The sequence below is a fragment of the Candidatus Methylomirabilota bacterium genome, assembly GCA_027293415.1.
Lineage (GTDB): Bacteria > Methylomirabilota > Methylomirabilia > Methylomirabilales > CSP1-5 > CSP1-5.
The window spans coordinates 1-22643 of record JAPUFX010000220.1 but is presented as its reverse complement, the minus strand read 5'-3'; the positions used below and the strand labels follow the sequence as shown (position 1 = coordinate 22643).

The window sequence follows — 22643 nt, the reverse complement described above, 5'->3', positions numbered from 1 at the left end:
ACGGTCATCGTTAACGCTATACGTTGCGGTCGAAGCTCATCTTCTCGAGCATCCCGTCGAGCTGCTTCTGGGCCACGGCCCGTGCATCCTCCAGCCGAGAGCGTTCCGCCCGCATCGTCCCCAGCTGGTTTTCCTGTTGCTCGAGCTGCCGGATGTAACGCAGCCTGAGGTTGGCTTCCTCGGGAGTGCGTCCTAGCCGCCGTAGGTTCTCCCGCACCCGCTGCTGGTCCCGGAAGATTTCCTTTTCATCCTTCTCGAGAGTGGCGATCTTCTTGTTTACGTCGTCAATCTCATTCTTCTTGGCCACGATCCGTTGAAGCGCCCGCTCAATGTCGGCATCGATCGTCTTTTGCCGCACCCAGAGGGTGATTTGCTCCGGCGTGACGTTGCGAATGGCGTACGTCGTTTGCCGGGGATTTTCCTCACGCACGGTAAATTCCGTGGTGGTCTTCGGCTTGGCCTCGACCCGAAACCTGTGGTAGCTGGCGGTTGATTCGGCAGCCGGTGGCGTGTCCACGAGGGTCCAGCCAGCACGCACGGGGTGTTCCACCACCACGGTCCGCATCTTCTCGTCGTTATTGCGAATGACGTAACTCTTCTTCTCCCTCACCTTGACATGGAGCCGCATCACCCCGCGATGGATTGCCACCCGCTCGACCCGCTGGCGTTCGGTGCCCCGGTTCGTCGTGACTTCGAGACCCAGGTCGAGGGCGTAGCTGAGCAGGCGGCTCTCCTTGGGATTGATTGTCTCCGTCACCCCCTCGCCCGCGAAGGCGCTGCCGTCAATCACGGCAAACGAGCCGGCATCAAGGGTCAGCCCGCTACTGTTCTTGAGCCAGACAGCCAGCCGGGGACGTCGCTCTCCAGATTTCTCGTTGTACAGTGAAACTTTCTCGCCTTCGACCTCGGTGTGAATAATCGGCAGGAGGGCCGATTGGTTCTGCCGGATCGTGACCGGCTGGCGGAGTCGATACTCGAACTGCTCTCCCAATGCCTGGGCCCGAGCCGTCTGCAACACTTGTTGCCGCATCACATCACCCACACGCCCGGCGATCGACTCGGCTGGGGCTTCGGCTTCCAGGGCTGGGGCCGGCGCTGACGGCAGTGCTTTGGCCGCCCGCTTTCGGTACGCATGCATCTCATCCCGCGATTTTTCTCCAGCAATACGCCCTTCCTCGAACACACCGCCGAGAGAAAAATTCAACGCCGTGACGCGCCCGCTGTGCACCGTGATCTGGCGGTACCCTGCATGGCCAAGCGAGGGATGGCGCGCTTGGATCCTGTACGTTCCCGGCGCGAGACCGCCTATCTGGAAGTGACCACTCCCGTCGGTCCTGCCCTGCTGCACCACCGCGCCGTCCCGGCTGAGCACCCGCACGGTGGCGCCGGAGACGGGATTCCCATTCACGTCCCTTACCATCCCCGCCACTGCAGCTTGGCCCGCCGCAACCTCCAACGTGGCTTCATGCGTTTGCGGCGTCACCTGCACTCCCCGTGGCAGTGGAACCACCGGCCGCCGCGCGTAGAGTGGTTGCGAGAGGTTCTGCACGAAACTCACCGGGGCCCCCGCCACCAGCGAGAGGTCTACATCCACCCAGTCCATGGGCGTGGTGTTATCCACGATCGCCCACCCCTGGAGGAGTGGTGTCTCTTTGTCGTCGAGCACGATGCGGTACGTCGTCTTCCAGATGGGCGCCTCCGAGGTGTAGCTGACGTAGAGCTCTCGGCTGCCCGAGCCAACCGTGTGGATGCGCAGCCGGCGGACGTCGCGCCGATGGGCCGAGTTGAGCAGATCGAGGTAGCGACCCACATCGCTGGCCAGTTCGCGATCCAAAAGCGTGAGTGTCTCCGCCGAGGCCAGCTCGACCGTCCGCACTTCGCCCTTCGAGGTGAACACCGTGACTTCTACAATCTCGACCACCGAGTTGCCCTCCACCTGCTTGCGGCGCACCTCGGCCCCCATCAGCTTGCCCGCCACGGCCCCCCCCGGCGCGCGAATCTCGACTTCGGTCCCCCGAATCTGGTTCAGGAAACTCACCAGCCCCTGGCCTGAGCCTAACTGGATGGGGAGTTCGGCTAGACGCCGGGAGAGCGGCGCGGTCGAATCGTATGTGACACCCGTCACCTGCCCCTTCCCCAGGTCAATCACCGTCAGTGACTTGAGCACATCGTTCAACTGGGTGCTGGGCAGTACGATCTCCACGTCCTGCGCGCCCTGTACTGTACCCAGATGTTCGAAGTAGCCCATCCCGTTCTTGTAGAGCACCACCTTGCGCAGCGTGAGCGGCACGGCAGATTCCGCCGCGCCCACCTCTGGTGCCGGGAACACTAAAGCCAGTATGCCGACCAGCGCCATCCACTTCCCCATTAATCTCCTCCCTTTTGTCTTCCCTTTCTCACGCATATCCTGCGCCTGGTCCACTTGAATGAGATCCGCGACTGTACTTGCCCCATCGACGCAAGCAAGACCAGGGCCAAGTCATCCCATAGACAAACAGGTTTGTCCCTTCTCTCGTTTAGACAAGCTTGAACGTATGTAGTTCCGATCCGAGAGCGGAGGACGCGACCTGAGCCTAGGGAAGACCGGATCTAGAGGAGTGTCTGACCCCTCGGAGGGTGAGGTGGGCTCTTGAGAAACGCTGATGACGGCTCCAGCATCGAGCCCTTGGAGGCACAAGCTCAGCGAGGTGCCCGGAACGGGAGCCGGGGGGTTAGCGAAAGTCCCCCTCCCCGAACCGCAAGCCCCACCCGGTGGACCGAGGATCCACTGCGATGGTCTTGTCATACCGGCCCACGAGCCGCGGGCCGAACTGGGTGTCCACAAAGGCTTGAGCAATAATCCGATGCTGCCCGATATCCAGATTGGCTGGCTGCGACTCATTGGGCCCGAGCCAGACCGCGGAGGAAGGGTTCTGTTGCCCTGGATCACCATCGATAAACACGGCGATCCGCCACCGCGTCGCATTCGCTAGCTCTCCCCGGGTCGGATCCCCTAAATACTGCCCGGGGACCGAAATGCCCGCCGGTGGCTGGGGGTACGCCGTGGCCCCCGGTGGCACCGGGGGAGGTACTCCCCCTCCAACGCGCTGCTGCTGCTGTTCCTGGATCGCTCCCCCAACGAGGGCACCGCTCACCCCTCCAATCGCTCCCCCAATGAGGGCCCCAGTGCCAGCGTCGCCGGTCTGACTTCCGATGATGGCGCCGGTCCCGGCACCGATGGCTGCACCGGTGAGCACCCCCTTCTCCCGGGTCGTTGCAGGTCCCCCAGCACACGCGCTTGTCAAGAGGAGTCCTGCCGTCAAAACAGTAATCGCCCTGATCCTCATTTGCTCCTCTCCCTTGGTAAAGGCCACCTCTAGAGTGGTGCCCTTGCTGTTTGTCCATGGGTTATCAATCGCAATGCCGCTGCCAATGCCCTGGTACCCAAAGTTGATAATAGGACGTGAAGCCGTTTTGCGTCCGGGTCTGAACCTCCCACCGCCCTGGGACCCAGTGATCTCGACACACCGGCGGTCGGTAATAGACCGGCTGGTACACGACTCGGGGCGTATGCAGGGCCCCGACCGCCAGGACCGTGGCCGCGCCGGCTATGAAGCCCCCGGCGTAGTGGCCGTGATGGTACCCGTGGTGAAACTTTGGGTGAACGTGGCGATAGACATGGTGCGCGTCGTCGCGCCCGTGGTGCCTGTGATGCCGACCTCGCGCCTCAGCTGGTATGACTATTCCGCCCAGCACCAGACTTCCTATGAGAAGACCAAGTGTGCAGTGTTTCATTTCCCCCCTCCTTTCCCTACCCGGGTGCCGATTGGCGGCCCGTCGTAGCCGGACGATATCGTCTCGGCTCTCTGGCCAGCCGGGATGCTTGCCTCGTCACCTGGTTAGACGACGGGTCACCCAAGTTTGTTTAATGGTGCAGAGCAGGGGGTATTCTCACCGGCGATGACGAAAACCCACACGATCATTGCCACCATCTCCGGCGACCGGCACCCTAATTTGAGGGAGTTAGGGCTGGCACTTTGTTTGCTACTGAGAGTAGAGAAAGATCGCTTTGTCGGCCCTCGCGGGCTTAGGTGGGGAGAAGAAGGGAGGGAAGAGGGTCTTGCCATCCACAAATCAAATCAATCTCCGTTCAGGGAAGTACCGGTGCACCGATTGTGGCTACGAGGTCGTTGTGAATAAAGGGGGAAGATTTCCCCGGTGCCCTCTTCATCCTCATCCGGCCGCATGGCAATTGGTTCGTGAGGTTACATCGAAAGGAACCACTGTCAAGCAGTAGGGCCCACCGCGTCGACACCTTCCGTCACTTTACGGACCCGAAATATCACATCAAGGGATCGAGCGACCCCAGGATGAATGCGCGCGAGCCCACCCGGCCGGGGCACGTACCCAGCACGCCCTCAGGATCCTTGCTTCAGAAAGGACAACACGTTAGCCCGCATTATTCACGAACGGAGTGTCTTCGTGAATAATGCGCCTGCAGGTGCGGGCTCGGCCGCACCGGCAGGTTTCGATCCCGCCCCTTCGGCGGGACTCAAGGCTAACCCTGAGCGACGCCCCGCAAACGCGGGGCGGAGTCGAAGCCCCGTGGGCAGTTTATTCACTTCTATGTGAATAAGCCGGGTTACGTAGGGAAGAGGAACTGCGGGCGATGCGTCAATCAAGGAGCTGCTGGAGAAGGGCCCCGATCAGGAAGAGTTCCTTGCCAACGTCCTCCGAAAGGAACCGCAGGCCATGTATGACGTCATGCCCCTCCGAAGTGGTCAGGGTCCACATCACTTCTGCTTCCACCGGAAGGCGGGTGACCCACGAGGGAACCTCCACGGTCACGAGTGTTTGGGGAGGAAAGGCCTTCGGAAGGGTAACCATCAGGCCCCCGTCGCTGACATTCTTCGCCTGGCCGCGCAGGCGAATGTCCGGGGGGATCACACAGGTGACCTCGAGGGTGATTGGAATGCGGAGGGAGGCCCGGGGGGTTGGGCCCGCCTGAAAGGCCAAGAGCTGATCCCAGACATGAGAGTCGGTCCCGGCCCATGTGGTGAAACGCATGCCCATGCGGCTGCTCGGCTCTTGAGTCATCCAGACGACCACCGCCTCTGCATGGGCGATCCGGTCTCCTGCAAGCAAGCGAAGGCTCGTCGGCGTATGAGGGGTCAGGGGCCGCGGGGCCTCAAGCATCAGCCCACCGATGCTCACATTCCGCGTGATCCCGACGGTGCGGTAGCCGGGGACCCCCTGGCTCTCACAGAGGATCGGCAAGCGGAGCGGGAATCGAGAATGCTGGCGGGTCGCGGTTGGGCCCATGTCTCTCACACGTCCTCCAAGTTCCAGACCATTCAAGCGACTTACTTCACGGAGTCGATGGCTTGATCGATGATCTCCAGGGACGTCTCCGAGGGTCCCAGGAATCCAGCCCCGACCGGCAGTGCAATTCCCACTCCCCTGTGGGCCATATCACAGAGCGGTGGACGCCCGAGGGGATTCTCTGCAATTCCCCCTTTACCCTGTATATCGGACGGAAAATCAAAAGGTTCAAGAGGTGGGACAAAGTGGCAGGATCTTGTCAGAATCGACGAGAGCGAGAGCCGGCGGGGCTCAACTTCACGGCAGAATTCACCCCGCTCAAGGAGGGGGGTAGAGTGCGAGAGCGGCGAAGAGTTCCACCGAGACAGGACTGCTGGGGTACCTAGTGCCGTTCCAACGATTGGTGCCAACTTTCTCGCTGCACTCGATCACGGCCCTTGCAACAAGGCAGGCTGCTCACATTCGGCCCCTCGATCTTCCTCGGGGTGGTGAGCGGTTCGGCTGAGCTCACCGTCGAAGCCCTGTCGAACCACTTATCAAGTTGGAACGGCACTAGCGCGTGCGGAATGTTAGAGAGAAATAGGTGGTGCCCCACTCGTGATTTTTTCGCCTGCACATTACGAGGAGGGTCGATCACCCGAGCTCCCCTCGATGAGTGTACCCGGGAAGAGGCTGAGGAACCTTTGAGGGAGGAGGGGCCCCCCGAGGAATTCAATGCCGTGGCGGATCAGTCCGGGGCCATCGTTCGCATCGGCCACCCACCGCACCCTGCCGCGAATTCGGTCCGGACGGTGACCGTGGAGCGTGATATCGACCCGGGTGCGAGGAGGGATCCGCTGGGGAAAAAAGACCATGGCTCCGGCTCGGCTGATGTCCACGGTCCGGCCCTCCATGGGAGGGGTGTGTACCCCGCCGATATGACACTCGATGGGGCGCGTCATTGGGAAGCGGTACGTGTCCCGCTGCTGCGAGGACCTGCCCTGGGGGAGAGCTCTTAGGAGGGACTCATAATAGGCTGGCGAGAGACGGATGAATTCCACGCCGTGATAGTAGAACTTTCGTTGGCCCCCTGCCCGTACCCAGACAATGCGCGCCTCGGCTTCGACAACATCTGGCTCCGCAAAAATGACAAGGCCCAAAGTCCATCCCAGGTGGAGTGTGGTCGGCAGCTTCAGGCAGGCAGCGTGCTCTCCCAGGTCCTCGGTCCAGCCCATTCCCGTCGGGACAGGCTCCTCCTGGTCCAATTTTTTGTAAAGCACTGGGACGTGGATTGGATGTCGAAGGTAACGGTGGCGCATGTTGCGATTTCCCTTGCAACATCAGTGCCAGCGTCCCGCCTCCCTGTTGTAGCTGACTCACACCGTGGACGTTTTCCATGGTGTTTCCTCCGCGCATTCACCGACACCCATGTCACGCGCGAGGTGGGTCGTTCACCCGTGTGCCCACGCTGTGCTGGCATTCGCACTCGAAGTCTCCCGACCATAAACTCAGTCGTTGGTCTACGCATATGGTGAGAATTCTGTCTACGCGCTCTCTTTTACTATGGCCACAGGACGTGTCGGGGGCGGGGGACGTTGATGTACACCTCTGGTGCATAACGCACTCCCTCGACGGCTAGGAAAGATTCTACAGTGATGGGGCACGCCACGGAGGGAGTGGCACTCGACGGCAGGGAGAGGTTCTTGGGGACACTTGAGGACCCGTGGTGGAGCTGACGGGATTCGAACCCTTGACCTCGTGACTGCCAGACACAAACCCGCGAATGACGCCCTCCATAAGTCCGCATCAGTCCTTACTTTTCAGGCCCTTCTCAAGACCTCCTTCTAAGAGATGTTGGCTGGAGTTGGGTGGAATTGGGACAGGTGTTGCCGGCGCGGTGACAGAAACGGTTACACCCCCCGCCCACTTCTTGAGGTATTGGTCCAGCCGGTTCGCGGCCTCGAGGCGGTCTCCCTCGCTCACGATGTTGTACCGCTCGAACACGCTCCGGGTCTTGTGGCCGCTCAGGTCCATCGCCACGCGCTCAGGGATGCCAGCCCGGACCATGTTGCGAATCGCTGACCGCCTGAAGTCGTGCAGGATCTTCCCCATTAGTTTCGCCTTACGGCAAGCCGTGTTCCAGGACCGGCGAAAGGACTTGATCTGCTTCCCCTCGGAGAAGAACACCCAAGGGCAGTCTGGATAGAGCCGGTCTCTGACCTCCCGTTGCCGCTGGATCACGTCCAGAAGCTCCCCGGCCAAGGAAGATCATGCGGGCCTGCTTGTTCTTCGTGGTGCCCGGCTCCAGGCGCACGGTGGCTGTATGCAGGTCCACCTGGTCCCACCTCAGGTTGATGATCTCCGACTTTCGCCAGCCGGTGTGATAGGCGAAGGTGACGAGCGGTCTGAGATGCTCCTGGAGGGCGTCCCGGACCTTCTCAAAGTCCTCGTACTCAAAGAACCCTTGCCGGACATTGTTCTCCACCAGGTGGGGAACGCGGGGCTTGTGGCGCATCTTCTCCGCCTGGAGTGCCAGGCTGAACATCCTTGTCAAGGCGGCCAGGTCCCGGTTGATCGTGGCGTTGCTCGCTCCTTCACTCTGACGCTTGACGATGTATTTCTGAACCTCGGACGTGGTTATGCTGGTAGCCCGCATGGAACAAAAGAACCGGCGGAGATGGGCAATCCTCACGACCAGATGCCCCAAGGATCTCCGCCCGTTGGCGCGATACTCGGTCTCCAGGTCCCGGGCCAGGTCCTCAAAGGTAATCCGCTGTACCTCGGGTGCCGGACACTTTCCCTCGACCACCTGTCCCAACCGCAGGCTCAGCAGCCGCTTGGCGTCGGTCTCCTTCCTGGATCCGCTACTCTCGTAGCGCGGTCGGCCGTTGTCATAGAACTTGATCCACCACACCTGCCCACGTCTGTAGATCATCCCTTTACCACGCTTGGAATTACCCACCTACTTCACCCCCTTTCGTTTGCCCTTCTTCGCTAGGTACTCTTCGATCAGGTCCCGGACGAGGGCCGTGGCCGTCTTATTTTCGTCAATCGCCAGGTAGCGCAGCCGCTTATACACTTCATCCGGGAGATAGATGCCAAACCGCACCGTCTTCACCTCCTTTCGCGTTTTAGTCTTCATAATGGAACTATAGAACTATAGTTTAAAAGTGTCAAGCTGAAAATCCAAAGGGGCCCCAGACTTGCTGATTACCAATTAGCAGGTCAGAGGGTCGAATCCTCTTGGGCGGCTGTGCTCCTAATTGCCCAAGTAACGAAAGAGCAGGTCTTTCCAGGCCCGCTGGTGCGTCTTTTCCAGAAGGACTTGGTTGATCGGTTCTCGGAGAGGGCTGCCGGTCGGGAGGGCAATGCTGTACTCCTGGGGCTCGAGGATGTAAGGGAGCACCTCAAGCGCACCTGGGAGTTCGGTGGTGATAACATACCGGAGGAGCGGCATGTCATACACCACCGCATCAATTTCCCCTGTGGCGACGGCCTGGAGCCCCTCGCGGAGCGTTGGGTAAATGAGATGGAGGATGCGGTTCTCTTGCAGATAGGTGGCACTCGAGGACTCGGCCAGGGTCCCGACACGGGCATTCACAAGATCTTCGGGGCCAAGCAAGGACAGCTCCAGTTCACTCACAGTAAGTGCACTGGTAAAGGCCGCAAGGAAGCCTGCCAGCATGACCAGCGCGGTGAACATCCAGACGAGAGCCAGTATACGCCCGCCAACCGTCACAGGGGCTTTATCCCCGTACCCGACGGTGGTCATGGTCACCGCCGCCCACCAGAAACCCGACCAGATCCCTTTGAGGCCGCCGCCAAACTGCTGGGGGTTCTTTTCCCGCTCACTCAGCCACACCAGCACGCCGACGACAAACAACAAGAACAGCAGCGTCGCAACCATTCCTAAAAACCGTTCTGAGAAAATATGCTGCACTACACTAAACCAGGTGCCCCCCGCCCGTCGGGATATGGCGATGCCAAGTCCTGTGGTATAGAAGGAATGGGTGAAATCCATCACTTTCTCGCGTTTCGCTGTAATAGTCAACGCCGCCACCGCCGCGTCGAGTGAGCCATCCTTGACGCCACTGAGCAAGCCCTGCAGGTCGAATTCACGCAACTCGTACCTGAGCTGCAGGTCTTTGGCGATCGCTTGCCACAGCTCGATACTGATACCTGTCCATGTACCATCGGCATTTTTCATCGCAAACGGCGGTGCCTCTTTCGTGCCCACGATCAGCGTTCTGTTTACAGGGACCGGAGTTTCTGCGCGTACCGCGCTGGCCAGAAGTAATCCTAAACACACGAACACCGCCGTGATAATTCTCGACCTATTCATGTTTCTGCCCCCAAAGCCTAATCGCATCACTGCTCCTCTGGACTTCTTTCCGTTCGCCACCAAAGATTATCGCTCTCCTCACACCTTAGCCCTCCCGCGCTTGTTTCGACCTCCCCCAGAGTTCCGGGGCGAGATCATCCAGTTCCTCGTACACCCGCCGCAGGTACTCGATCGTCGCATGGGAATATCGCGCCGTCATGGCGAAATGCCGGCCGGGTGAATGGCCGAGGACCTCTGCTCTCATTTGGTCGGGGACTCCTTTGTTCAGCAGGTGCGAGGCCACCACGTGCCGGAGATCGTGAAGGTGCAGGTCTGTGATACCAGCCGTCCGAGTCGCCCGCTCCCAGAGGCGCTGCAGATCACGGGGCGCAATCGGGAAGTAGGGCGCATCGTCAGCCAGCGGTCGAGGGAGATCCGACAGGACCGCCTGGGCTGTACGATTCATGGGCGCCTGAATGGTCTTACGGCGAGACTTGAGCCGGGGGAAGTTGATGACCCGGGCCTGCCAGTCCACCATGGCGGGCTTCAGGGACAGTAGCTCCATGCGGCGCCTCCCGGTGGCCAGGGCTAGTCCGACGAAGGCCCTGAGCCTCGGATCTGCTACGGCCAAGAGCTTCTGAAGCTGCTCTTTGGTTACATAGGGCTCCCGGCGGTCTCCCTCCACCTTGGGGGTCTCTGGGACCGCTTCGCGGGCGAGATATCCCCGTTTGACCGCATGAGACAGGACAGTCCTAAGAATCCACATTTCCCGCTTGATGGTGTGGAAGCTGATTTGAGGTTGACGCGAGTGTGTCGTCGGCCGCAAAAACTCCTTTCCGTCTTTGAGGATTCGTGACAGGTAGCGCACGACCGGGATGGAGATCTGATTCTGTCGGCGAAGGAGCACGTACCGCTCAACCTCGGCGGCCGTGATCTTGTTCAACGGGATGTGGGCAAAGAAAGCGAGGAGAGCGCGGAGGCCAGTGACCATGGAGATATGAGTACTCTTGTTCTCAACCGCCTGAAGGATCTCGGGCTCGTAGATGTCCCGGACGAATTGGCCCAAGGTGACGCGGCTAGAGGCCGTATACAGTGTAGTCGATCGGCCCTCCGCCTTCCGGCCCTTGACCGCCTGGAGCTCCCGCAGCGCCGCCTGGAGATCCTTGCCGACGACGCGCCTTACCCGGCGACCCCTGGAATCCGTGAGGTCGATCCCGTACGTGACTCCTTTCTTCCCCGTGACCCGGTACACGCCCCGATTTCGCCCCTTGAGATACTCCAACCACGGCTTCATGGCTTTGCCTCCTTTCCTCAGCCCAGCGTCTTATTTCTTCTTCCTCAAAACGGATCATTCGTCCAAATCGGTGACACGGGATATATCCCATCATCGCCCACCTGTAAAGAGTAGGTTCGCTAATGGCCAGAATCTCGCTGGTTTGTTTAACGGTCAGGAAGCGCACGTTGCCTCAAACTTGAATGGCTACACCAGTAGTGGTGAAAATCCTCGCCTTGGAACACCTCCTAGACACCCCCCGGTTGGATGGGACCCTTGGCCGATTACCCATAGGGGCCTTCATCGCGCCAGGGCCGGTTCGGCTAGGCCCAGGACCTCGGTCACGAGGCAGTACTGGAGTGCATCCCCACCGCCCACCTGAACGTCATTCACCACCCGCACCCTGAAACAATGGCCAAGTGGCAGAGTCGTGATGCACGGAGGCAGTGTTTTGATGTGTGGTATCCCGAGTCCCTCGACCATCTTTACGATGCGGTCAAGGGTTGAATCTGGGTCCGGCCAGCATTCGTCATACCACAGCCAGTCATCAGGATTCGTTGCACCCGGAGACCCATCTAAGATCTCGAAGTAGAGGTTCACGCTGCAGACGGGCTGATCCCCATATTTTTCCCAACCGCCTTGGGTTTTATCGAAGCGTGTCGGCCGAATCTCCATCTGCCGGAGTACGGCCTCATACTCGCCGGTTTCGACTAGTTTCGTCAGTTGAGCGTATCTGTATCCCATGTCGTGTTCTCCTTTCTTTGTCTCCACAAAGGAGGCATTACTCGTTCAACAGTGAGGAAGCAGCCTGTAAACAGGAACGCATCGCACGGCAGTCCATTAAAGGAGGACAGTAAATAAAATTCCAAAAAGGGGCCCCAATGGCTTGAACAAGAAGCGCCCCATGAGCGTCGGGGCAACTCGGCGCTCGTGGTGTTTGGTTGGAAGTTTCCTGTTCACATGCCTTGCACAAGCCTGAGAGCCACCCGCTCTTTTCTAGCGGCCTGCCGCAGCGGTCACACCGATCAATGCCGTGATAAGGACTCATATGCCCTGCCGGTGCCCACACCTCGGGCAGCGGGGGTCTATGTCGCGGCTCACCACCATCATCCCGCAACAAGGGCAGACGCGGCGCAGTGGTGGCACCCAGCTATCCCAAGTCAGAACGGGTGTCTTCGTCTGGCCTCGCGCGTCAGGTCGCAAAATTTAAAACCTCCTGGGCACCTCCCATATCGCTCAAAAAATTCTCCTACCTCCTCGGCGAGCGCACACGGGGGAGAGAGGGTCGAAAGGGCCTCCCCCCCCCGGTCTTGGTGCCCCATCACCGAAAGTGGAATGCTGCAGCCCGCCAGCGGCCAAAGGGGGGCGATCCTGAGCATTATCGCCATCATCGCTGCTGCTTGCTGGTCTCAATGAAGCGGTCCAGATCCTGCCTGTCGTACAACACGCGCCTTCCGACTCGGACCTCCGGGACCTGACCTGACCATCCCAGACCTCGCATGGTCCACAGGGAGATCCCACCCAGGTATTCCGCGGCGTGCTTCACATTCAAAAGGCGGCGGGCCGGTGATACCCCATCCAAAGCCCGAGAAACGGCCCTTTCCTTTGGCGGTGTTGGGAGCCCTGTCACCATTGATGTCACTGTGGCGTAAGGTTGTTGGGCACCACGATCTGCCCCGCTATTGCCCTTGCCCGTCTGCCTATTGATCCGCTCACCCACCCTTACCCTCGTGTGCGCGACGAGGTTTTTGTTCCCCTTCACTACTTAAACTGCCCTTCCTGCCTTACCCAAGTGCACCCACCATCTCCCACCAAGTTTCTTCCTCGCATTTCTTTGCGCTTCCGAGAGACCGAAGTACCATCGATCGATGAAAGCCTCGTTTGTATAATAAATCCACTTGAACGCCATATTACGCGGGTGCCGTCGCTTCCAGTTTGGCATGAGAATTAAGGGGAAATGGAGCTGATCCTGTAGGCGGTGGAGCTGGTCCACGCTGCACCCCATGCGCTGTGCAATGGACCGCAACCCCCAAAACTCCAGAGGACGTCCATTGGAGCCTGTCATAGAGGGTCGGTGTTGAGGGTTACTCATAGAGTGTTGCCTTTCGCCATGCTCACCCAGGCCCGTACCTCGATCCGCTCCCGACTGTTCTTGTCCACTACGCCAAGTAGCTTGCTCATGGCCTCCCCACACTCACTACCGACGACACTCCGCCCCCTTATAGGGGCGTCGTCGGTGTCGTCGGTGTGAGTAAACTTGGGGTCACTCCCGACACTGCCGAACACTGCCGAATTGCACTTATTCGGGAGTGTCCACATAGCGATAAACCCTTTTTCGTGTTCGTCCGAACGGCATTTTGTCGCTCTCGAATCCTGACTCACTACAGAGAGCGTCAAGGTCCTTCCTGGTGGTGTCTTCCGACACCCCGGCCACGCTCGTCAGTGTCTCAAGGGTCACCCACTCCCCGGGATGCTCTTGGAGGTGTTGAGCGAGCCGTCTCCGCCGCTCCTCTCCTGCGCTCAGTTTTGTCGGTTCCCAGACCAGCCGGAGGGGTTGTCCATCTTCGCCCCCCGCGAACCGGAAGGCGAAAGAGGCGTCTTGGGCGTCCTTCCCCTCGACCTCAACCTGCACGGTCCGTCCGGTCTTTTTGAGGAAAATCCCGAAATGCGCCCAGGCCCATTGCGCCCAGGAGCCGGTGATCCGGGTGCTGTGTTTGCTCCCCTCGGGTCCTTGCTTTGGTTTGCTGTCGTGGGTCACGATCAGGATGGTCAAGCCGTAGCGTCGGCGGATGTCCGTGAGGAACGTGAGAATGGGTTTGAGTTCCTTTTCGCTGTTCGTGTCGGCGTTGTGGAGCCAGCGCCACACGTCCAGGATGAGAACTTCGGCTTTGTGCTTCTCGATTCGTGCGATGAGCCATTCCTGCCACTTCGAATCGTCCAGTTTCAGGCCCGCCTCGATCAGGACCAGGAACCGCCCCCGCCAGGCGTCTCGCTCCTCCTGAGAGACGAGCTGCTTGAGACGGCGCTTCAGGCGGCGTCTAGGATCCTCCTCCTGCACAAGGAGAACACGGCGCGGGACAAGGATGGGGTAACGGTCAAGGACAGGACGGCCGGCCGCGAGCCTAGAGCCGATATGGGTAGTCAACATACTTTTCCCATCCCTCGGCCGGGCGGATATCCAGCCCTGCGTGTTCCTGACGATGATTCCCTCGACGTCCCATTCAATCGGTTCGTCCGGTTCGCTCCAGAGGACTTCAGCAGGCTCGAAGTCACTGGCTTCGGTGGTCGTCTCGCTTGCAACTCTTTGCTCCATCCCCGTGGCCCCGCCCCTCCGATGATGCGTCCGGTAGATCGAGGCGATGGCCCCTTGGAGTTCGTGGAATGGCATTGGCGGTCTGCATCGCTCGGAAAAGGGCCGGAGAATTTCTAGGGTGATGTCCTCTGGGTGCTTCTTCTCGCAAAAGTAACCCGCGAGCCTCGCCGCAGCATCGTTCCGCTGCCCCTCGGGAACGCCTTGCATCAGCTCCGTCACCCAAGTGGGGTGCGGCTGGTCTTTTGCCTCTTGGGGCCGGTCCCTGTCAGTGACGGCGTCCTGAATCCATGCGGGCGCGGGGGCCAATGGGAGAGTGTCCAGCCACGGCGGGAGAATCCATGTGTAAGGCTTACCCGTTTCTATGTGCGCCGATGGTGGTACAATGATGAAGCCGCCATCGGCACGGATGTCCACTTGCCCTTTGCCGTCCTCTTTCAAAATCGCAGCCGCATTGCGAGCACGTTGACCATTTGCCTTATAATAGCGGTGAAGCCCACCTGACCCTGTCCTGACAGTCCACGAAGGAGGAAAATCCTTTCCCTTCAGGAGCTGTTCTCCACCGCCGTCGCAATCCACGCATATCAACCCATTCGTCACGATGCCGATGCCGCCCGACCAGTTCCAGCGTTCTATTTCTCTAGGGGTTGGCTGTCGCGTCTGGTACTCGGTCCACTTGACGGCGGGGAATTTGGTTCCAGGCTTGACTGGAAGTGGGGTCCATCCGAGATTGAGATAATAGTAGGCCCACCCAATGTTTGAGGCATCAGGCGCGGGTGGGGCGGGGAAGTAGCTCGTCATCGCTGTTGCGCCTTTGTCTACTTACTTGCCTCCCGGAGCACGGCAAGAACCTCAACAAGGTCAAATCGCCGATACTTTCCTGCCTTTACTGAGGGGATTTCCCCTTTCTCTGCCTTCGCATAAACCCAGCTCACAGGGAGACTCAACATTTCCGCCAGGGCTTTGGCGTCCACCAACAGTTTTCTATCTTCCATCGGCTTCCTCCACGTACTGTGAGATACCGTCCTGATTATCATTGATAGTTTACGACAGACGGCCTCAGTTAAAGCCGTAGCCGGAGGGGATGGCGGAGACGAAACACCTTTTAAAATAAGGGGAAAACGAGAGGCTGAAATGTTGCTCTTGACAGGAAAGCCGTAGCCCTCGGCGAGGTCCTAGCGGGAGCGTTTAGCGGAGCTGGCGCGGTGTGAATCTGAGCAGAACCGGGCAGGGTTGTTCTGCCACGTTGGAGACCGATCCGCGAACCATACCTGGCAATGTGGGAGCTGGCACCGCCGAAGGCGAGGCAGCCATGCCTTTGAATTGGCTAGGGCTATGGTGGTCATAAACACAAGTTTTTGCTCCTGTTCATCGAAGGAATCCAGCCCGCCTTGCCCAGGCGTCCACGCTACGCAGAAGTTGTCAACCCCAGCCCAGTCATTCTTAGCAAGGTGCACTACCCCTCCAGCGAAGAAACTAAATGCCACCAAAGAGGTGGGAAAGCGGAGGGCCTCCAAAGAGAGGGCGTCATTGAATTGCATTATATGTTGCCGCCGATCGGGGGGGTCCAATCGAAGCCATAACTTCAGGGCCTCTGTGGGGAGAGCACGGGCAAACCGAGCGATGGGATCAGCATGGAAGATGTTCAAAAGCTCTACGAGGAAAGAAGTCTCTAACGACAGCCCTACCACTCGGCGCGTCCGCCTCTGCCGGGGTCGCTTAGCCTTTAAGGCGTCCTGGACAGATGAAGGGGAGAGGCGTGGGTTCCACTCGGTAACCAGCTCCCTCAGTTGGTTGAGGACGTACGTGTAAGGCTGGAGCTTCGCCTCCTCCAGTATTCTCTTGATTTGTTCAGTAATGTATTCCTGCTGGGAGAAATCTGAGGGGTGGTCGCTTGCCGCCGTCACGTTCCCGCTCCACCCGGTCCACTCGTCGTGCGAGGGTTTCCATCGTTGGCTCGTTCATGGCTTCCCCCTTACAACGATTCACCTTTCCCGGTTACATTTTGCCCTTGCCTGCCGCTAGAAGATCAGAAGGATTGTAGGCAAAGACCATGAAGTTTCACTTAGGCTCTTGTTTCCGCTTCCGGTAACACTCGGGGCACAGTGCCATCCCACTATGAGGTTCAACCTCGTCCGGCGAAACATACCAACCAGCCAGGTCTACCGCTTTCAGGAACAGGGTTACGTCCTCACCAGTGAAAAGTTTTTTCGTGCCGCAATCCGTACAAGTTACCGTTTCCTCAATAGCCATGTGGTCTCCCCCTCTATGCCCTATCTCCCCCGCTTCCCCTCCATCTCCCGCCGCACCACCTTGATCTCCTCCAACACTTCCTCGTTGGTGAGCAGCCCCTTCCGCACCAGCACGCGCCGCGTGGCATCCTGCTCAATCATCATCGCCCGGAGCAGTCCCTCGAAAGGGTAGTGTCCTAATTTGAACTTATGCCCGATCCGAGATCCATAACACCCATTTATTGCGCTGGCGATGGAAATGCCATACATTACCTTCTTCGTCTAAAGCAAACAGGTCATTTGTTGGTGCTACCGCGATCTGAATAAATTTTCCAGCCATTTTGGTTACCTCCTTTAGATTTACAGCAAGTCCTCCAATTTCCACGGTCGATCTGTTACTCCCGCCTTACCACCTTGATCTCCTCTAGAATCTCCAAGTCAGTCAACAGTCCCTTTCGCACCAGCACGCGCCGTGTGGCATCCTGCTCCATCATCATCGCCTGGAGCAGTTTCTCGAAGGTGACGACTTGGCGTGGATCGAGTTTCTCTGCCATAGTTAGCCTCTTATGGATGGTGGGGGACTACAAGGATTTTTCTTTCTACTATCTGAAGTTTACCTTCGGCAGTTCGGACTGCGTTCAGCCAAAGTGGTGGATTCACCTCTATGAATTCATTGTAATTAGTGAACACTTGTTGGATACGAATGTGGAGACCCTCACCTGCCTTTGTTTATCCTTTGACGATCGTTTCACCTTTGGCAAGGAAGCCCGTGGCGAGGTTAATCCATAGATGCGTCTGACAGTCACTGTGCAACAATGAGCCGAAATCCTCTATGGTGGCATGGAAAAATTTACTCGGAATTGGAGTCCCGTATTCAATTAAGAGGTAGCGTGACTCCCCATAGCGGTAGACTTCGGAAGCGATCGGGTCGTGATTGATTAACAGTTGCAATAAATCGTCCACCACCAGGGAATGGTTGTGCTCATCATTTCTTCCGTCTTCCGTTTGATACCAAACCCCCGCATTCTGATAGTTTTCCTTCCCAATAGAAATCCACTGATCATACAACTCCCCACACTCGGTGTCCCACATATCTTGCGCCACATGGTATCTATCAGGGCGCACAAAATCGAGGCGCCACTGAATGCTAAGGTAATCTCTAGGCTTGAGACTTTCATCAGTGAAATCGCATATCAACGTGCGGGAAGAGTAGTTTCGAGTCTCGCCCGTTACTTTGGCGCAATAGAGTGCGGTCTCTTTCGGATCAACGACGTTGTCAGGCTCCATTGTGGCTGTGTCTTTCGAAAGGTTTCTCAAAGAGTCGAGATATGCCTCGGTTGAAGGCTTTCTAGCTTTTTCATAGGTAGCACGTATTAATCCAACAACAAGGCTCAACAAAACAACGATAATCAAATAGGTTATGCTGTCCATACTATCGCCCCTTTTCCTTGGATCTAACTACAATTATTCCCATTTATCCCCGACTAGACAAGGGACGTTAAGGCTTAGCATCTCACCTCCACAACCCCCGTCTCGCCTCCCTCGCCTCCCGCTGAAGCTTCAGAAGCCACACCTCGAAGGTGACGAGTTGGCGTGGGTCAAGTTTCTTGGCCATGGTCGGCTCCTCAATAAAAGTGCCATCATCGTCAGCCCACCACCCTGTATTACCTTCCGGAGGCTATTATAGCGGGAACCTTTCCGGAGGGTAAATCTCAGTTCGCTATATCAGCTCCTGCCTCCCAGCTGATCGGTTTAACAACCACTGCCAATTTTCTCACAACCGCCCAAAACTCGTCAGTGAAGGAAGGCCTGTTCGTTCAAAAACCCCTTTAATTTTAGTAACTTCCGATACCATTTCTTTGGCACAGAGATTGCGATAAAACCCCTTCTGAGTCACCACCGGGCTACATGCCAAAAGGAGGATAGCAATGAAACGGATGACAACCGGCGTCCTCGCAGGAGTTATTGCGTTATGCCTTGGCACGGAAGCCTTTCCACAGACGGCTGCCTCTGCGCTGGCGCTCGAACCAGTCGTTGGGACAGCCGGTGTCTTGATCGCTAGGGCCGATGGGGAAGCTGAGGAGGAACGCGAAGAGATCAACGAGCAACTAGAAAGGGGCGGCGAGAAAATCGAGAAGGGCGGAGGTAAAGGGCAACAAGGAGCTGAAAAGAATAGGCAGAAGGCTGAACGGAAGGCGGAAAAGGCGAAAGAGAAGGCCGAGAGGAAGGCTGAGAAAGAACTCCAACGAGCTGAAAGAAAAGCGGACAGGAAAGAGAAGAGGATTGAAACAAAGTCAAGAGCACGCGGTCTTGAGCGCGCCGACGAAGTCGCGGGAGAACACGGACAGCACGGTCGTGCCAAGGCGCGTGAGAAGCAAGCGCGCTAGCAGCAGGGCTCAGCCAAACTCCAGCTCATCCCAGTCAGCGGCAGCAGCGCGCGCGGGCAGACGGTAACTCGGATGGGCTCCGAAAGGTCTCCAGTCTGCTCAGCGTCGAGCCACCCTCGACGCTCGTGGTGTTTTTGGACCCCCACTGGGCAAGGGGTGTCAAGCGCCGAGGTCGACTTCATCTCCACAGCCCCCGCTTCCCCTCCATCTCCCGCCGTACCACCTTGATCTCCTCCAACACCTCCTCGTTGGTCAGCATCCCCTTCCGCACCAGTATTCGCCGTGTGGCATCCTGCTCGCTACTTAAAACCGAGGCTCGGGGATTCAGGGGAGGAACTCGATGTGGTAGGTAGCCACATCGGCGAACTGGATCCGGGGGACGTTCACTCGGAAGGGTCGGGTGGTCCCGAACTCGAAGTGGTCAATGGAGAAGTTGTTGGCCCCCAGGTAGGTGCAGGCGGGATCGAAGAGCCTCGCCTTGAAGAGGGGAGGGGTGAAGAACCCCTGGCGGTCGTTGTGGATCTCCCCCGCCACCACCACTCCCCGGGAATGTGGGGCGATCCGGACATTTCGGACCAAGAACCGGTGGCCAATGTCGATAAATTCCTCGTGACCAAATGGATCCTCAGGCACGGGCAGTCCGCACGATGCCCCCTCATGCCTTGCCAGGGCCGGACCACTTCCTGCGAGGAAGAGGGCAAACATAAGGACGACCAGGAGCCTTACTGAAACCACATCGATCATTCGTCCCGCTATGTGGAGAAGCATCTCTACTCCTCAGACAGATCCAGGTGGGTTCATTATTCTTTATGTAGAGGAGTGTCGCCGTTCGCTGGAGGTGAGTCTCCCGCTACCAGTCGCTGTAGCGGTTGCCCTACTCCGGGTGTGCAGGTCCTGGAGGCGATCCTTCGACCTTGCTGCATTGAACGGTGCGTGCGGCCGTTTTGGGGCGGCGATACAAGGGCCAACCGATCGCTTTTCCTCGGAGTGCTTCGGAAGCAGGTTACCCAGGCAAAGATATGGTCTGTGCTTTGTGCACCCAAGGGGTCATGGTACCGGGCGGCGGGTCTCGGCCTCAAGCTGGCGGACCGCATCCCAGTACCGATCGTCCTCTACGGGTGGCGGGAGCTTTCGGATGCTAAGCACCATCCTCCTATTCAGATCCACCCGCGCCAGAACGAAATCGCCCACCTGAAAGTCACGGAGGTCCACCGACCCGGGGACCCGGAGGCCTCACGTGGACCTCCCACCCTGATAGTCCCAGATAGCCACCTCCCGATACTTCGGCTCGATCCGTTGCATCAGTCCATCCACCCAGACGAGATACGGATGGCGGGCGAGAGCGACCGGTGTCGTGAAGAGCACCGCGGCACCGGCCGCGATGAGGGCTCCGGCAAGGATGGTCCTTTGAGTTCGGTACCACTCTCCCATAACAAGTCTTCTCTTTTCTCGGTCGGTTGGGCCGGTCATCCCATCGCCTATCTCTTATCTTTTCGCCTGAGCCCCTCTGATGAAGCGACACCCGGGGCTTTTGAAGCGATCTAACCGATCATCTTCTCAGCGGCCTTCGATCCAGAAGGTGGCGTAGCGGCCGGGATACCAGACATTTCCATACCAGTGGCCTGGCACCCACCGGGTCTCCCAGCGGCCCTTCGGTTGGCGCTCCCCTCCTGGCGGCGGGCGAGGCCTCGCAACCTCCTCAGAGACCACAGGGCTGAGCCCTTCATATCGCACCATATCAGGGGTGGAGAGATAGCGGACGGCCCGATGGCCCGCTCCATCGTCGTACTGGAGTAAGGAAGGTTGATCCTTTGCAAGCGCATCCGGGGGAAGTTCGAACACGATATATCCTTCTGTCGAGCCTTGCGGCTGCAGTTCGGTCATCGGGAACGGCTGGGAGGTAGAGGCTGTCGCCGTGCCAGGGGAATACGTCTCGCCGCCTACTGTGGTAAGGCTGAACTCGGTGGGAGCGACGCGGAGGCGCGAATCGCTCAGGTTCTTCACCCGGACATAAAAGGCCAGTTCGTATTTCCCCGTCTTGGGGTTCGGTCCGAAGACATGGCGGCTGGTCGTGTCTTTTCCTTCGATCATGCCATCCCACATGACAGGGTCATAAGCAAGGCCGATCGCCTCTCCGTCAAGAAATTCATGCCTCACCCTCAGTATCTCCGAATAAGGAACGGGTGGAGGAGAAGGGAGGGCGGCACACGAGGCCATCGCAGCCCCGGATCCTAAAGCCAGCATGAATCGCAAAGTCCTTCGAAGCATGGCCTGACTTCTCCCAATGCATGAAACATGGGTTGCATTCTCAACTCAAGGGACCCATATTTTAAGTAGGGGGTGTTGAAAGCCATGAAGCAGAGCCTCCGGTCAGTGATGTGGGCCCTGGCTGCCGCCGCCTTCTGGCTTGTCTCCGTTGCAGGGGCCGGGACAGCTTATGCCCGAGGCGGACATAGAGGCGGCCACGGGGGGCATGCTGGTCACTTCGGCGGCCATGCTCGCCACTTTGGGGGCCACGCTAGACACGTGGGGCGGCACCACGGGCATCGTGGCCATATCGGGGATGGCCATCACTTCGGGCACCGCCGCCACATTGGCCACCTCCACGGATTCGCCGGGAGGTCATGGTGGGGGGATGACCCTCTTCCTTCCCCCGCCTCTCGCTCACCCGTACCCTTTTACTTCCATCCCACCGCTGAATCTTACTACTGTTACGATCCTTCCGGGTTCTACTATCCCTGCGCCCCCTTCCGCGTCAAGTAAAAAGACCGAGCGAGATTACTTTCCCCTTTGCCGGGTCGGCTGCCTTACCATCACCGCGCTCTTGAACGAATTTCTTGTGCCCGTTCCTCCAATCGTTTGGCTTCCTCGTTTCTTCCCGTCTTTTTGTACAACTTTGCCATATTCTCCAACACAGTCGCCACATTCCGATGGTATGGCCCCCGGGTTTTTTCCATTATGGCCAAGGCCCGCTTATACAGGGGCTCGGCTTCGACATATCTGCCCTGGGCTGTGTAAAGTTCCGCTAGATTATTTAGCAATGTGGCCACAATGGGATCGTCTGCCGCCAGGGCCTTTTCCTCTATGGCGAGCGCCCGCTTATACAGGGGCTCGGCCTCGGCATATCTGCCCTGGACTCGATATATTTCCGCCAGATTGTTCAGGGACATGGCCACGGCGGGATGCTCGGCCCCCCCGGCTTTTTCCATTATGGCTTGGGCCCGCTTATACAGGGGCTCGGCCTTCGCATATTGTCGCTGGGCTCGATACGATGACGCCAGATTGTTCAGGGATGTAGCCACAGCGGGATGGTTAGGGCCAAATGTGTTTTCTGCAACTTTCACCGCTTCTTTAGCCACCTTAGCGGCCTCTGAATATCGTCCCTGTTGATAGAGAGTGAACACCTTAGCATTTAGCTCGTTCCACAATGCCTCCTGGGCATAGGCAGGTAAAAGCGTGGTCAGCAGGAGGAACGGCAAAAAAAAGGGAACTAGAACTCTACGAAGGAACATAGATAGACTCACCTTCACCGCCCCCGCTTCCCCTCCATCTCCCGCCGTACCGCCTTGATCTCCTCCAAGACCTCCTCGTTGGTCAGTAGGCCCTTTCGCACCAGCACCCGCCGTGTGGCATCCTGCTCCATCATCATCGCCCGGAGCAGTTCCTCGAAGGTGACGACTTGGCGCGGATCAAGGTTCTTGGCCATACTTGGCTCCATTCAATAGAGTCTTACTGCCTGATGGACTGCCTCCATCGCTGCTTCGTAGTCCGGTTCACGCATTTGATCCGCGACGTATTCAGCGTAGACGATACGGTCATTGCGATCGATCACAAAGACGGC

General features: G+C 58.4%; 26 protein-coding genes. 2 read left to right on the top strand and 24 right to left on the bottom strand.

Annotation, left to right across the window (positions count from 1 at the left end; genetic code table 11):
* Nucleotides 1–16 precede the first annotated feature (16 nt).
* The 19 genes from O6929_14610 to O6929_14520 form a co-directional block, all read right to left on the bottom strand.
* Nucleotides 17–2368, bottom strand: coding sequence for a carboxypeptidase regulatory-like domain-containing protein (locus O6929_14610; protein ID MCZ6481611.1), 2352 nt, complete (start codon nucleotides 2366–2368; stop codon nucleotides 17–19).
* 343 nt (nucleotides 2369–2711) lie between these two features.
* Nucleotides 2712–3326, bottom strand: coding sequence for a glycine zipper domain-containing protein (locus O6929_14605; protein MCZ6481610.1), 615 nt, complete (start codon nucleotides 3324–3326; stop codon nucleotides 2712–2714).
* Nucleotides 3327–3390: 64 nt separating this feature from the next.
* The gene (locus O6929_14600) at nucleotides 3391–3774 is read right to left on the bottom strand and encodes a hypothetical protein (protein MCZ6481609.1); all 384 of its coding nucleotides are present in this window, start codon (nucleotides 3772–3774) and stop codon (nucleotides 3391–3393) included.
* Between the two features lie 879 nt (nucleotides 3775–4653).
* Nucleotides 4654–5301 (bottom strand): PilZ domain-containing protein, encoded by a 648-nt coding sequence (locus O6929_14595; GenBank protein MCZ6481608.1) that lies wholly within the window; start codon nucleotides 5299–5301, stop codon nucleotides 4654–4656.
* A gap of 617 nt (nucleotides 5302–5918) precedes the next feature.
* The gene (locus O6929_14590; GenBank protein ID MCZ6481607.1) at nucleotides 5919–6599 is read right to left on the bottom strand and encodes a PilZ domain-containing protein; all 681 of its coding nucleotides are present in this window, start codon (nucleotides 6597–6599) and stop codon (nucleotides 5919–5921) included.
* A 487-nt stretch (nucleotides 6600–7086) separates the two neighbouring features.
* Nucleotides 7087–7467 (bottom strand): tyrosine-type recombinase/integrase, encoded by a 381-nt coding sequence (locus O6929_14585; protein MCZ6481606.1) that lies wholly within the window; start codon nucleotides 7465–7467, stop codon nucleotides 7087–7089.
* Nucleotides 7403–8215, bottom strand: coding sequence for a site-specific integrase (locus O6929_14580; protein ID MCZ6481605.1), 813 nt, complete (start codon nucleotides 8213–8215; stop codon nucleotides 7403–7405). Before O6929_14580 ends, O6929_14585 begins: the two co-directional genes overlap by 65 nt.
* A 27-nt stretch (nucleotides 8216–8242) precedes the next feature.
* A complete protein-coding gene (locus O6929_14575) occupies nucleotides 8243–8422 on the bottom strand; it encodes a ribbon-helix-helix protein, CopG family (protein ID MCZ6481604.1) in 180 nt (59 codons plus the stop codon).
* Between the two features lie 117 nt (nucleotides 8423–8539).
* Nucleotides 8540–9622, bottom strand: coding sequence for a transporter substrate-binding domain-containing protein (locus tag O6929_14570; GenBank protein MCZ6481603.1), 1083 nt, complete (start codon nucleotides 9620–9622; stop codon nucleotides 8540–8542).
* Nucleotides 9623–9707: 85 nt separating this feature from the next.
* Complete coding sequence (locus O6929_14565) at nucleotides 9708–10895, bottom strand: site-specific integrase (GenBank protein ID MCZ6481602.1); 1188 nt, start codon at nucleotides 10893–10895, stop codon at nucleotides 9708–9710.
* Nucleotides 10896–11174: 279 nt separating this feature from the next.
* Entirely contained in the window at nucleotides 11175–11618 is a 444-nt protein-coding gene (locus O6929_14560; protein MCZ6481601.1) for a hypothetical protein, read from the bottom strand.
* 643 nt (nucleotides 11619–12261) lie between these two features.
* The gene (locus O6929_14555; protein MCZ6481600.1) at nucleotides 12262–12594 is read right to left on the bottom strand and encodes a helix-turn-helix domain-containing protein; all 333 of its coding nucleotides are present in this window, start codon (nucleotides 12592–12594) and stop codon (nucleotides 12262–12264) included.
* Between the two features lie 579 nt (nucleotides 12595–13173).
* Nucleotides 13174–14985 (bottom strand): bifunctional DNA primase/polymerase, encoded by a 1812-nt coding sequence (locus O6929_14550; GenBank protein MCZ6481599.1) that lies wholly within the window; start codon nucleotides 14983–14985, stop codon nucleotides 13174–13176.
* A 17-nt stretch (nucleotides 14986–15002) separates the two neighbouring features.
* Nucleotides 15003–15179 carry a helix-turn-helix domain-containing protein gene (locus O6929_14545; protein MCZ6481598.1) on the bottom strand — a complete coding sequence of 59 codons (177 nt, stop codon included), beginning with the start codon at nucleotides 15177–15179 and terminating at the stop codon, nucleotides 15003–15005.
* 180 nt (nucleotides 15180–15359) lie between these two features.
* Nucleotides 15360–16091: a CGNR zinc finger domain-containing protein gene (locus O6929_14540; GenBank protein MCZ6481597.1), complete on the bottom strand. Its 732-nt coding sequence runs from the start codon at nucleotides 16089–16091 to the stop codon at nucleotides 15360–15362.
* A 366-nt stretch (nucleotides 16092–16457) separates the two neighbouring features.
* Nucleotides 16458–16580, bottom strand: a complete 123-nt coding sequence (locus O6929_14535; GenBank protein ID MCZ6481596.1) for a hypothetical protein — start codon at nucleotides 16578–16580, stop codon at nucleotides 16458–16460.
* A gap of 43 nt (nucleotides 16581–16623) precedes the next feature.
* Nucleotides 16624–16755 (bottom strand): hypothetical protein, encoded by a 132-nt coding sequence (locus O6929_14530; GenBank protein MCZ6481595.1) that lies wholly within the window; start codon nucleotides 16753–16755, stop codon nucleotides 16624–16626.
* A gap of 55 nt (nucleotides 16756–16810) precedes the next feature.
* On the bottom strand, nucleotides 16811–16969 hold the full coding sequence (locus O6929_14525; protein MCZ6481594.1) for a hypothetical protein: 159 nt from the start codon (nucleotides 16967–16969) through the stop codon (nucleotides 16811–16813).
* 175 nt (nucleotides 16970–17144) lie between these two features.
* Complete coding sequence (locus tag O6929_14520; GenBank protein ID MCZ6481593.1) at nucleotides 17145–17846, bottom strand: hypothetical protein; 702 nt, start codon at nucleotides 17844–17846, stop codon at nucleotides 17145–17147.
* Between the two features lie 497 nt (nucleotides 17847–18343).
* Here O6929_14520 and O6929_14515 point away from each other — a divergent pair, with 497 nt between their 5' ends.
* Nucleotides 18344–18802 carry a hypothetical protein gene (locus O6929_14515; GenBank protein MCZ6481592.1) on the top strand — a complete coding sequence of 153 codons (459 nt, stop codon included), beginning with the start codon at nucleotides 18344–18346 and terminating at the stop codon, nucleotides 18800–18802.
* Between the two features lie 324 nt (nucleotides 18803–19126).
* Here O6929_14515 and O6929_14510 read toward each other — a convergent pair whose 3' ends face one another.
* From O6929_14510 to O6929_14500, 3 genes are all read right to left on the bottom strand, one after another.
* Nucleotides 19127–19570: a hypothetical protein gene (locus O6929_14510; protein ID MCZ6481591.1), complete on the bottom strand. Its 444-nt coding sequence runs from the start codon at nucleotides 19568–19570 to the stop codon at nucleotides 19127–19129.
* Between the two features lie 465 nt (nucleotides 19571–20035).
* Complete coding sequence (locus O6929_14505) at nucleotides 20036–20233, bottom strand: hypothetical protein (GenBank protein ID MCZ6481590.1); 198 nt, start codon at nucleotides 20231–20233, stop codon at nucleotides 20036–20038.
* Nucleotides 20234–20359: 126 nt separating this feature from the next.
* The gene (locus O6929_14500) at nucleotides 20360–20959 is read right to left on the bottom strand and encodes a DUF4352 domain-containing protein (GenBank protein MCZ6481589.1); all 600 of its coding nucleotides are present in this window, start codon (nucleotides 20957–20959) and stop codon (nucleotides 20360–20362) included.
* A gap of 195 nt (nucleotides 20960–21154) precedes the next feature.
* Between O6929_14500 and O6929_14495 the strand changes: the two genes are divergently transcribed.
* Complete coding sequence (locus O6929_14495; GenBank protein ID MCZ6481588.1) at nucleotides 21155–21565, top strand: hypothetical protein; 411 nt, start codon at nucleotides 21155–21157, stop codon at nucleotides 21563–21565.
* Between the two features lie 50 nt (nucleotides 21566–21615).
* Here the strand turns inward: O6929_14495 and O6929_14490 are convergent, their stop codons facing one another.
* Together O6929_14490 and O6929_14485 are read right to left on the bottom strand one after the other, a co-directional pair.
* Nucleotides 21616–22314 carry a tetratricopeptide repeat protein gene (locus O6929_14490; protein MCZ6481587.1) on the bottom strand — a complete coding sequence of 233 codons (699 nt, stop codon included), beginning with the start codon at nucleotides 22312–22314 and terminating at the stop codon, nucleotides 21616–21618.
* A 14-nt stretch (nucleotides 22315–22328) separates the two neighbouring features.
* On the bottom strand, nucleotides 22329–22508 hold the full coding sequence (locus O6929_14485; protein ID MCZ6481586.1) for a hypothetical protein: 180 nt from the start codon (nucleotides 22506–22508) through the stop codon (nucleotides 22329–22331).
* Nucleotides 22509–22643 lie beyond the last annotated feature (135 nt).

Bases quoted from the DNA above. Each gene is read 5' to 3' on its own strand.
- O6929_14610 (MCZ6481611.1), bottom strand. From the start codon at position 2,368: ATGGGGAAGTGGATGGCGCTGGTCGGCATACTGGCTTTAGTGTTCCCG.
- O6929_14605 (MCZ6481610.1), bottom strand. From the start codon at position 3,326: ATGAGGATCAGGGCGATTACTGTTTTGACGGCAGGACTCCTCTTGACA.
- O6929_14600 (MCZ6481609.1), bottom strand. From the start codon at position 3,774: ATGAAACACTGCACACTTGGTCTTCTCATAGGAAGTCTGGTGCTGGGC.
- O6929_14595 (MCZ6481608.1), bottom strand. From the start codon at position 5,301: ATGGGCCCAACCGCGACCCGCCAGCATTCTCGATTCCCGCTCCGCTTG.
- O6929_14590 (MCZ6481607.1), bottom strand. From the start codon at position 6,599: ATGCGCCACCGTTACCTTCGACATCCAATCCACGTCCCAGTGCTTTAC.
- O6929_14580 (MCZ6481605.1), bottom strand. From the start codon at position 8,215: ATGATCTACAGACGTGGGCAGGTGTGGTGGATCAAGTTCTATGACAAC.
- O6929_14575 (MCZ6481604.1), bottom strand. From the start codon at position 8,422: ATGAAGACTAAAACGCGAAAGGAGGTGAAGACGGTGCGGTTTGGCATC.
- O6929_14570 (MCZ6481603.1), bottom strand. From the start codon at position 9,622: ATGAATAGGTCGAGAATTATCACGGCGGTGTTCGTGTGTTTAGGATTA.
- O6929_14565 (MCZ6481602.1), bottom strand. From the start codon at position 10,895: ATGAAGCCGTGGTTGGAGTATCTCAAGGGGCGAAATCGGGGCGTGTAC.
- O6929_14560 (MCZ6481601.1), bottom strand. From the start codon at position 11,618: ATGGGATACAGATACGCTCAACTGACGAAACTAGTCGAAACCGGCGAG.
- O6929_14550 (MCZ6481599.1), bottom strand. From the start codon at position 14,985: ATGACGAGCTACTTCCCCGCCCCACCCGCGCCTGATGCCTCAAACATT.
- O6929_14545 (MCZ6481598.1), bottom strand. From the start codon at position 15,179: ATGGAAGATAGAAAACTGTTGGTGGACGCCAAAGCCCTGGCGGAAATG.
- O6929_14535 (MCZ6481596.1), bottom strand. From the start codon at position 16,580: ATGATGATTGAGCAGGATGCCACGCGGCGCGTGCTGGTGCGGAAGGGG.
- O6929_14530 (MCZ6481595.1), bottom strand. From the start codon at position 16,755: ATGGCTGGAAAATTTATTCAGATCGCGGTAGCACCAACAAATGACCTG.
- O6929_14525 (MCZ6481594.1), bottom strand. From the start codon at position 16,969: ATGGCAGAGAAACTCGATCCACGCCAAGTCGTCACCTTCGAGAAACTG.
- O6929_14520 (MCZ6481593.1), bottom strand. From the start codon at position 17,846: ATGGACAGCATAACCTATTTGATTATCGTTGTTTTGTTGAGCCTTGTT.
- O6929_14515 (MCZ6481592.1), top strand. From the start codon at position 18,344: ATGAAACGGATGACAACCGGCGTCCTCGCAGGAGTTATTGCGTTATGC.
- O6929_14510 (MCZ6481591.1), bottom strand. From the start codon at position 19,570: ATGCTTCTCCACATAGCGGGACGAATGATCGATGTGGTTTCAGTAAGG.
- O6929_14505 (MCZ6481590.1), bottom strand. From the start codon at position 20,233: ATGGGAGAGTGGTACCGAACTCAAAGGACCATCCTTGCCGGAGCCCTC.
- O6929_14495 (MCZ6481588.1), top strand. From the start codon at position 21,155: ATGAAGCAGAGCCTCCGGTCAGTGATGTGGGCCCTGGCTGCCGCCGCC.
- O6929_14490 (MCZ6481587.1), bottom strand. From the start codon at position 22,314: ATGTTCCTTCGTAGAGTTCTAGTTCCCTTTTTTTTGCCGTTCCTCCTG.
- O6929_14485 (MCZ6481586.1), bottom strand. From the start codon at position 22,508: ATGGCCAAGAACCTTGATCCGCGCCAAGTCGTCACCTTCGAGGAACTG.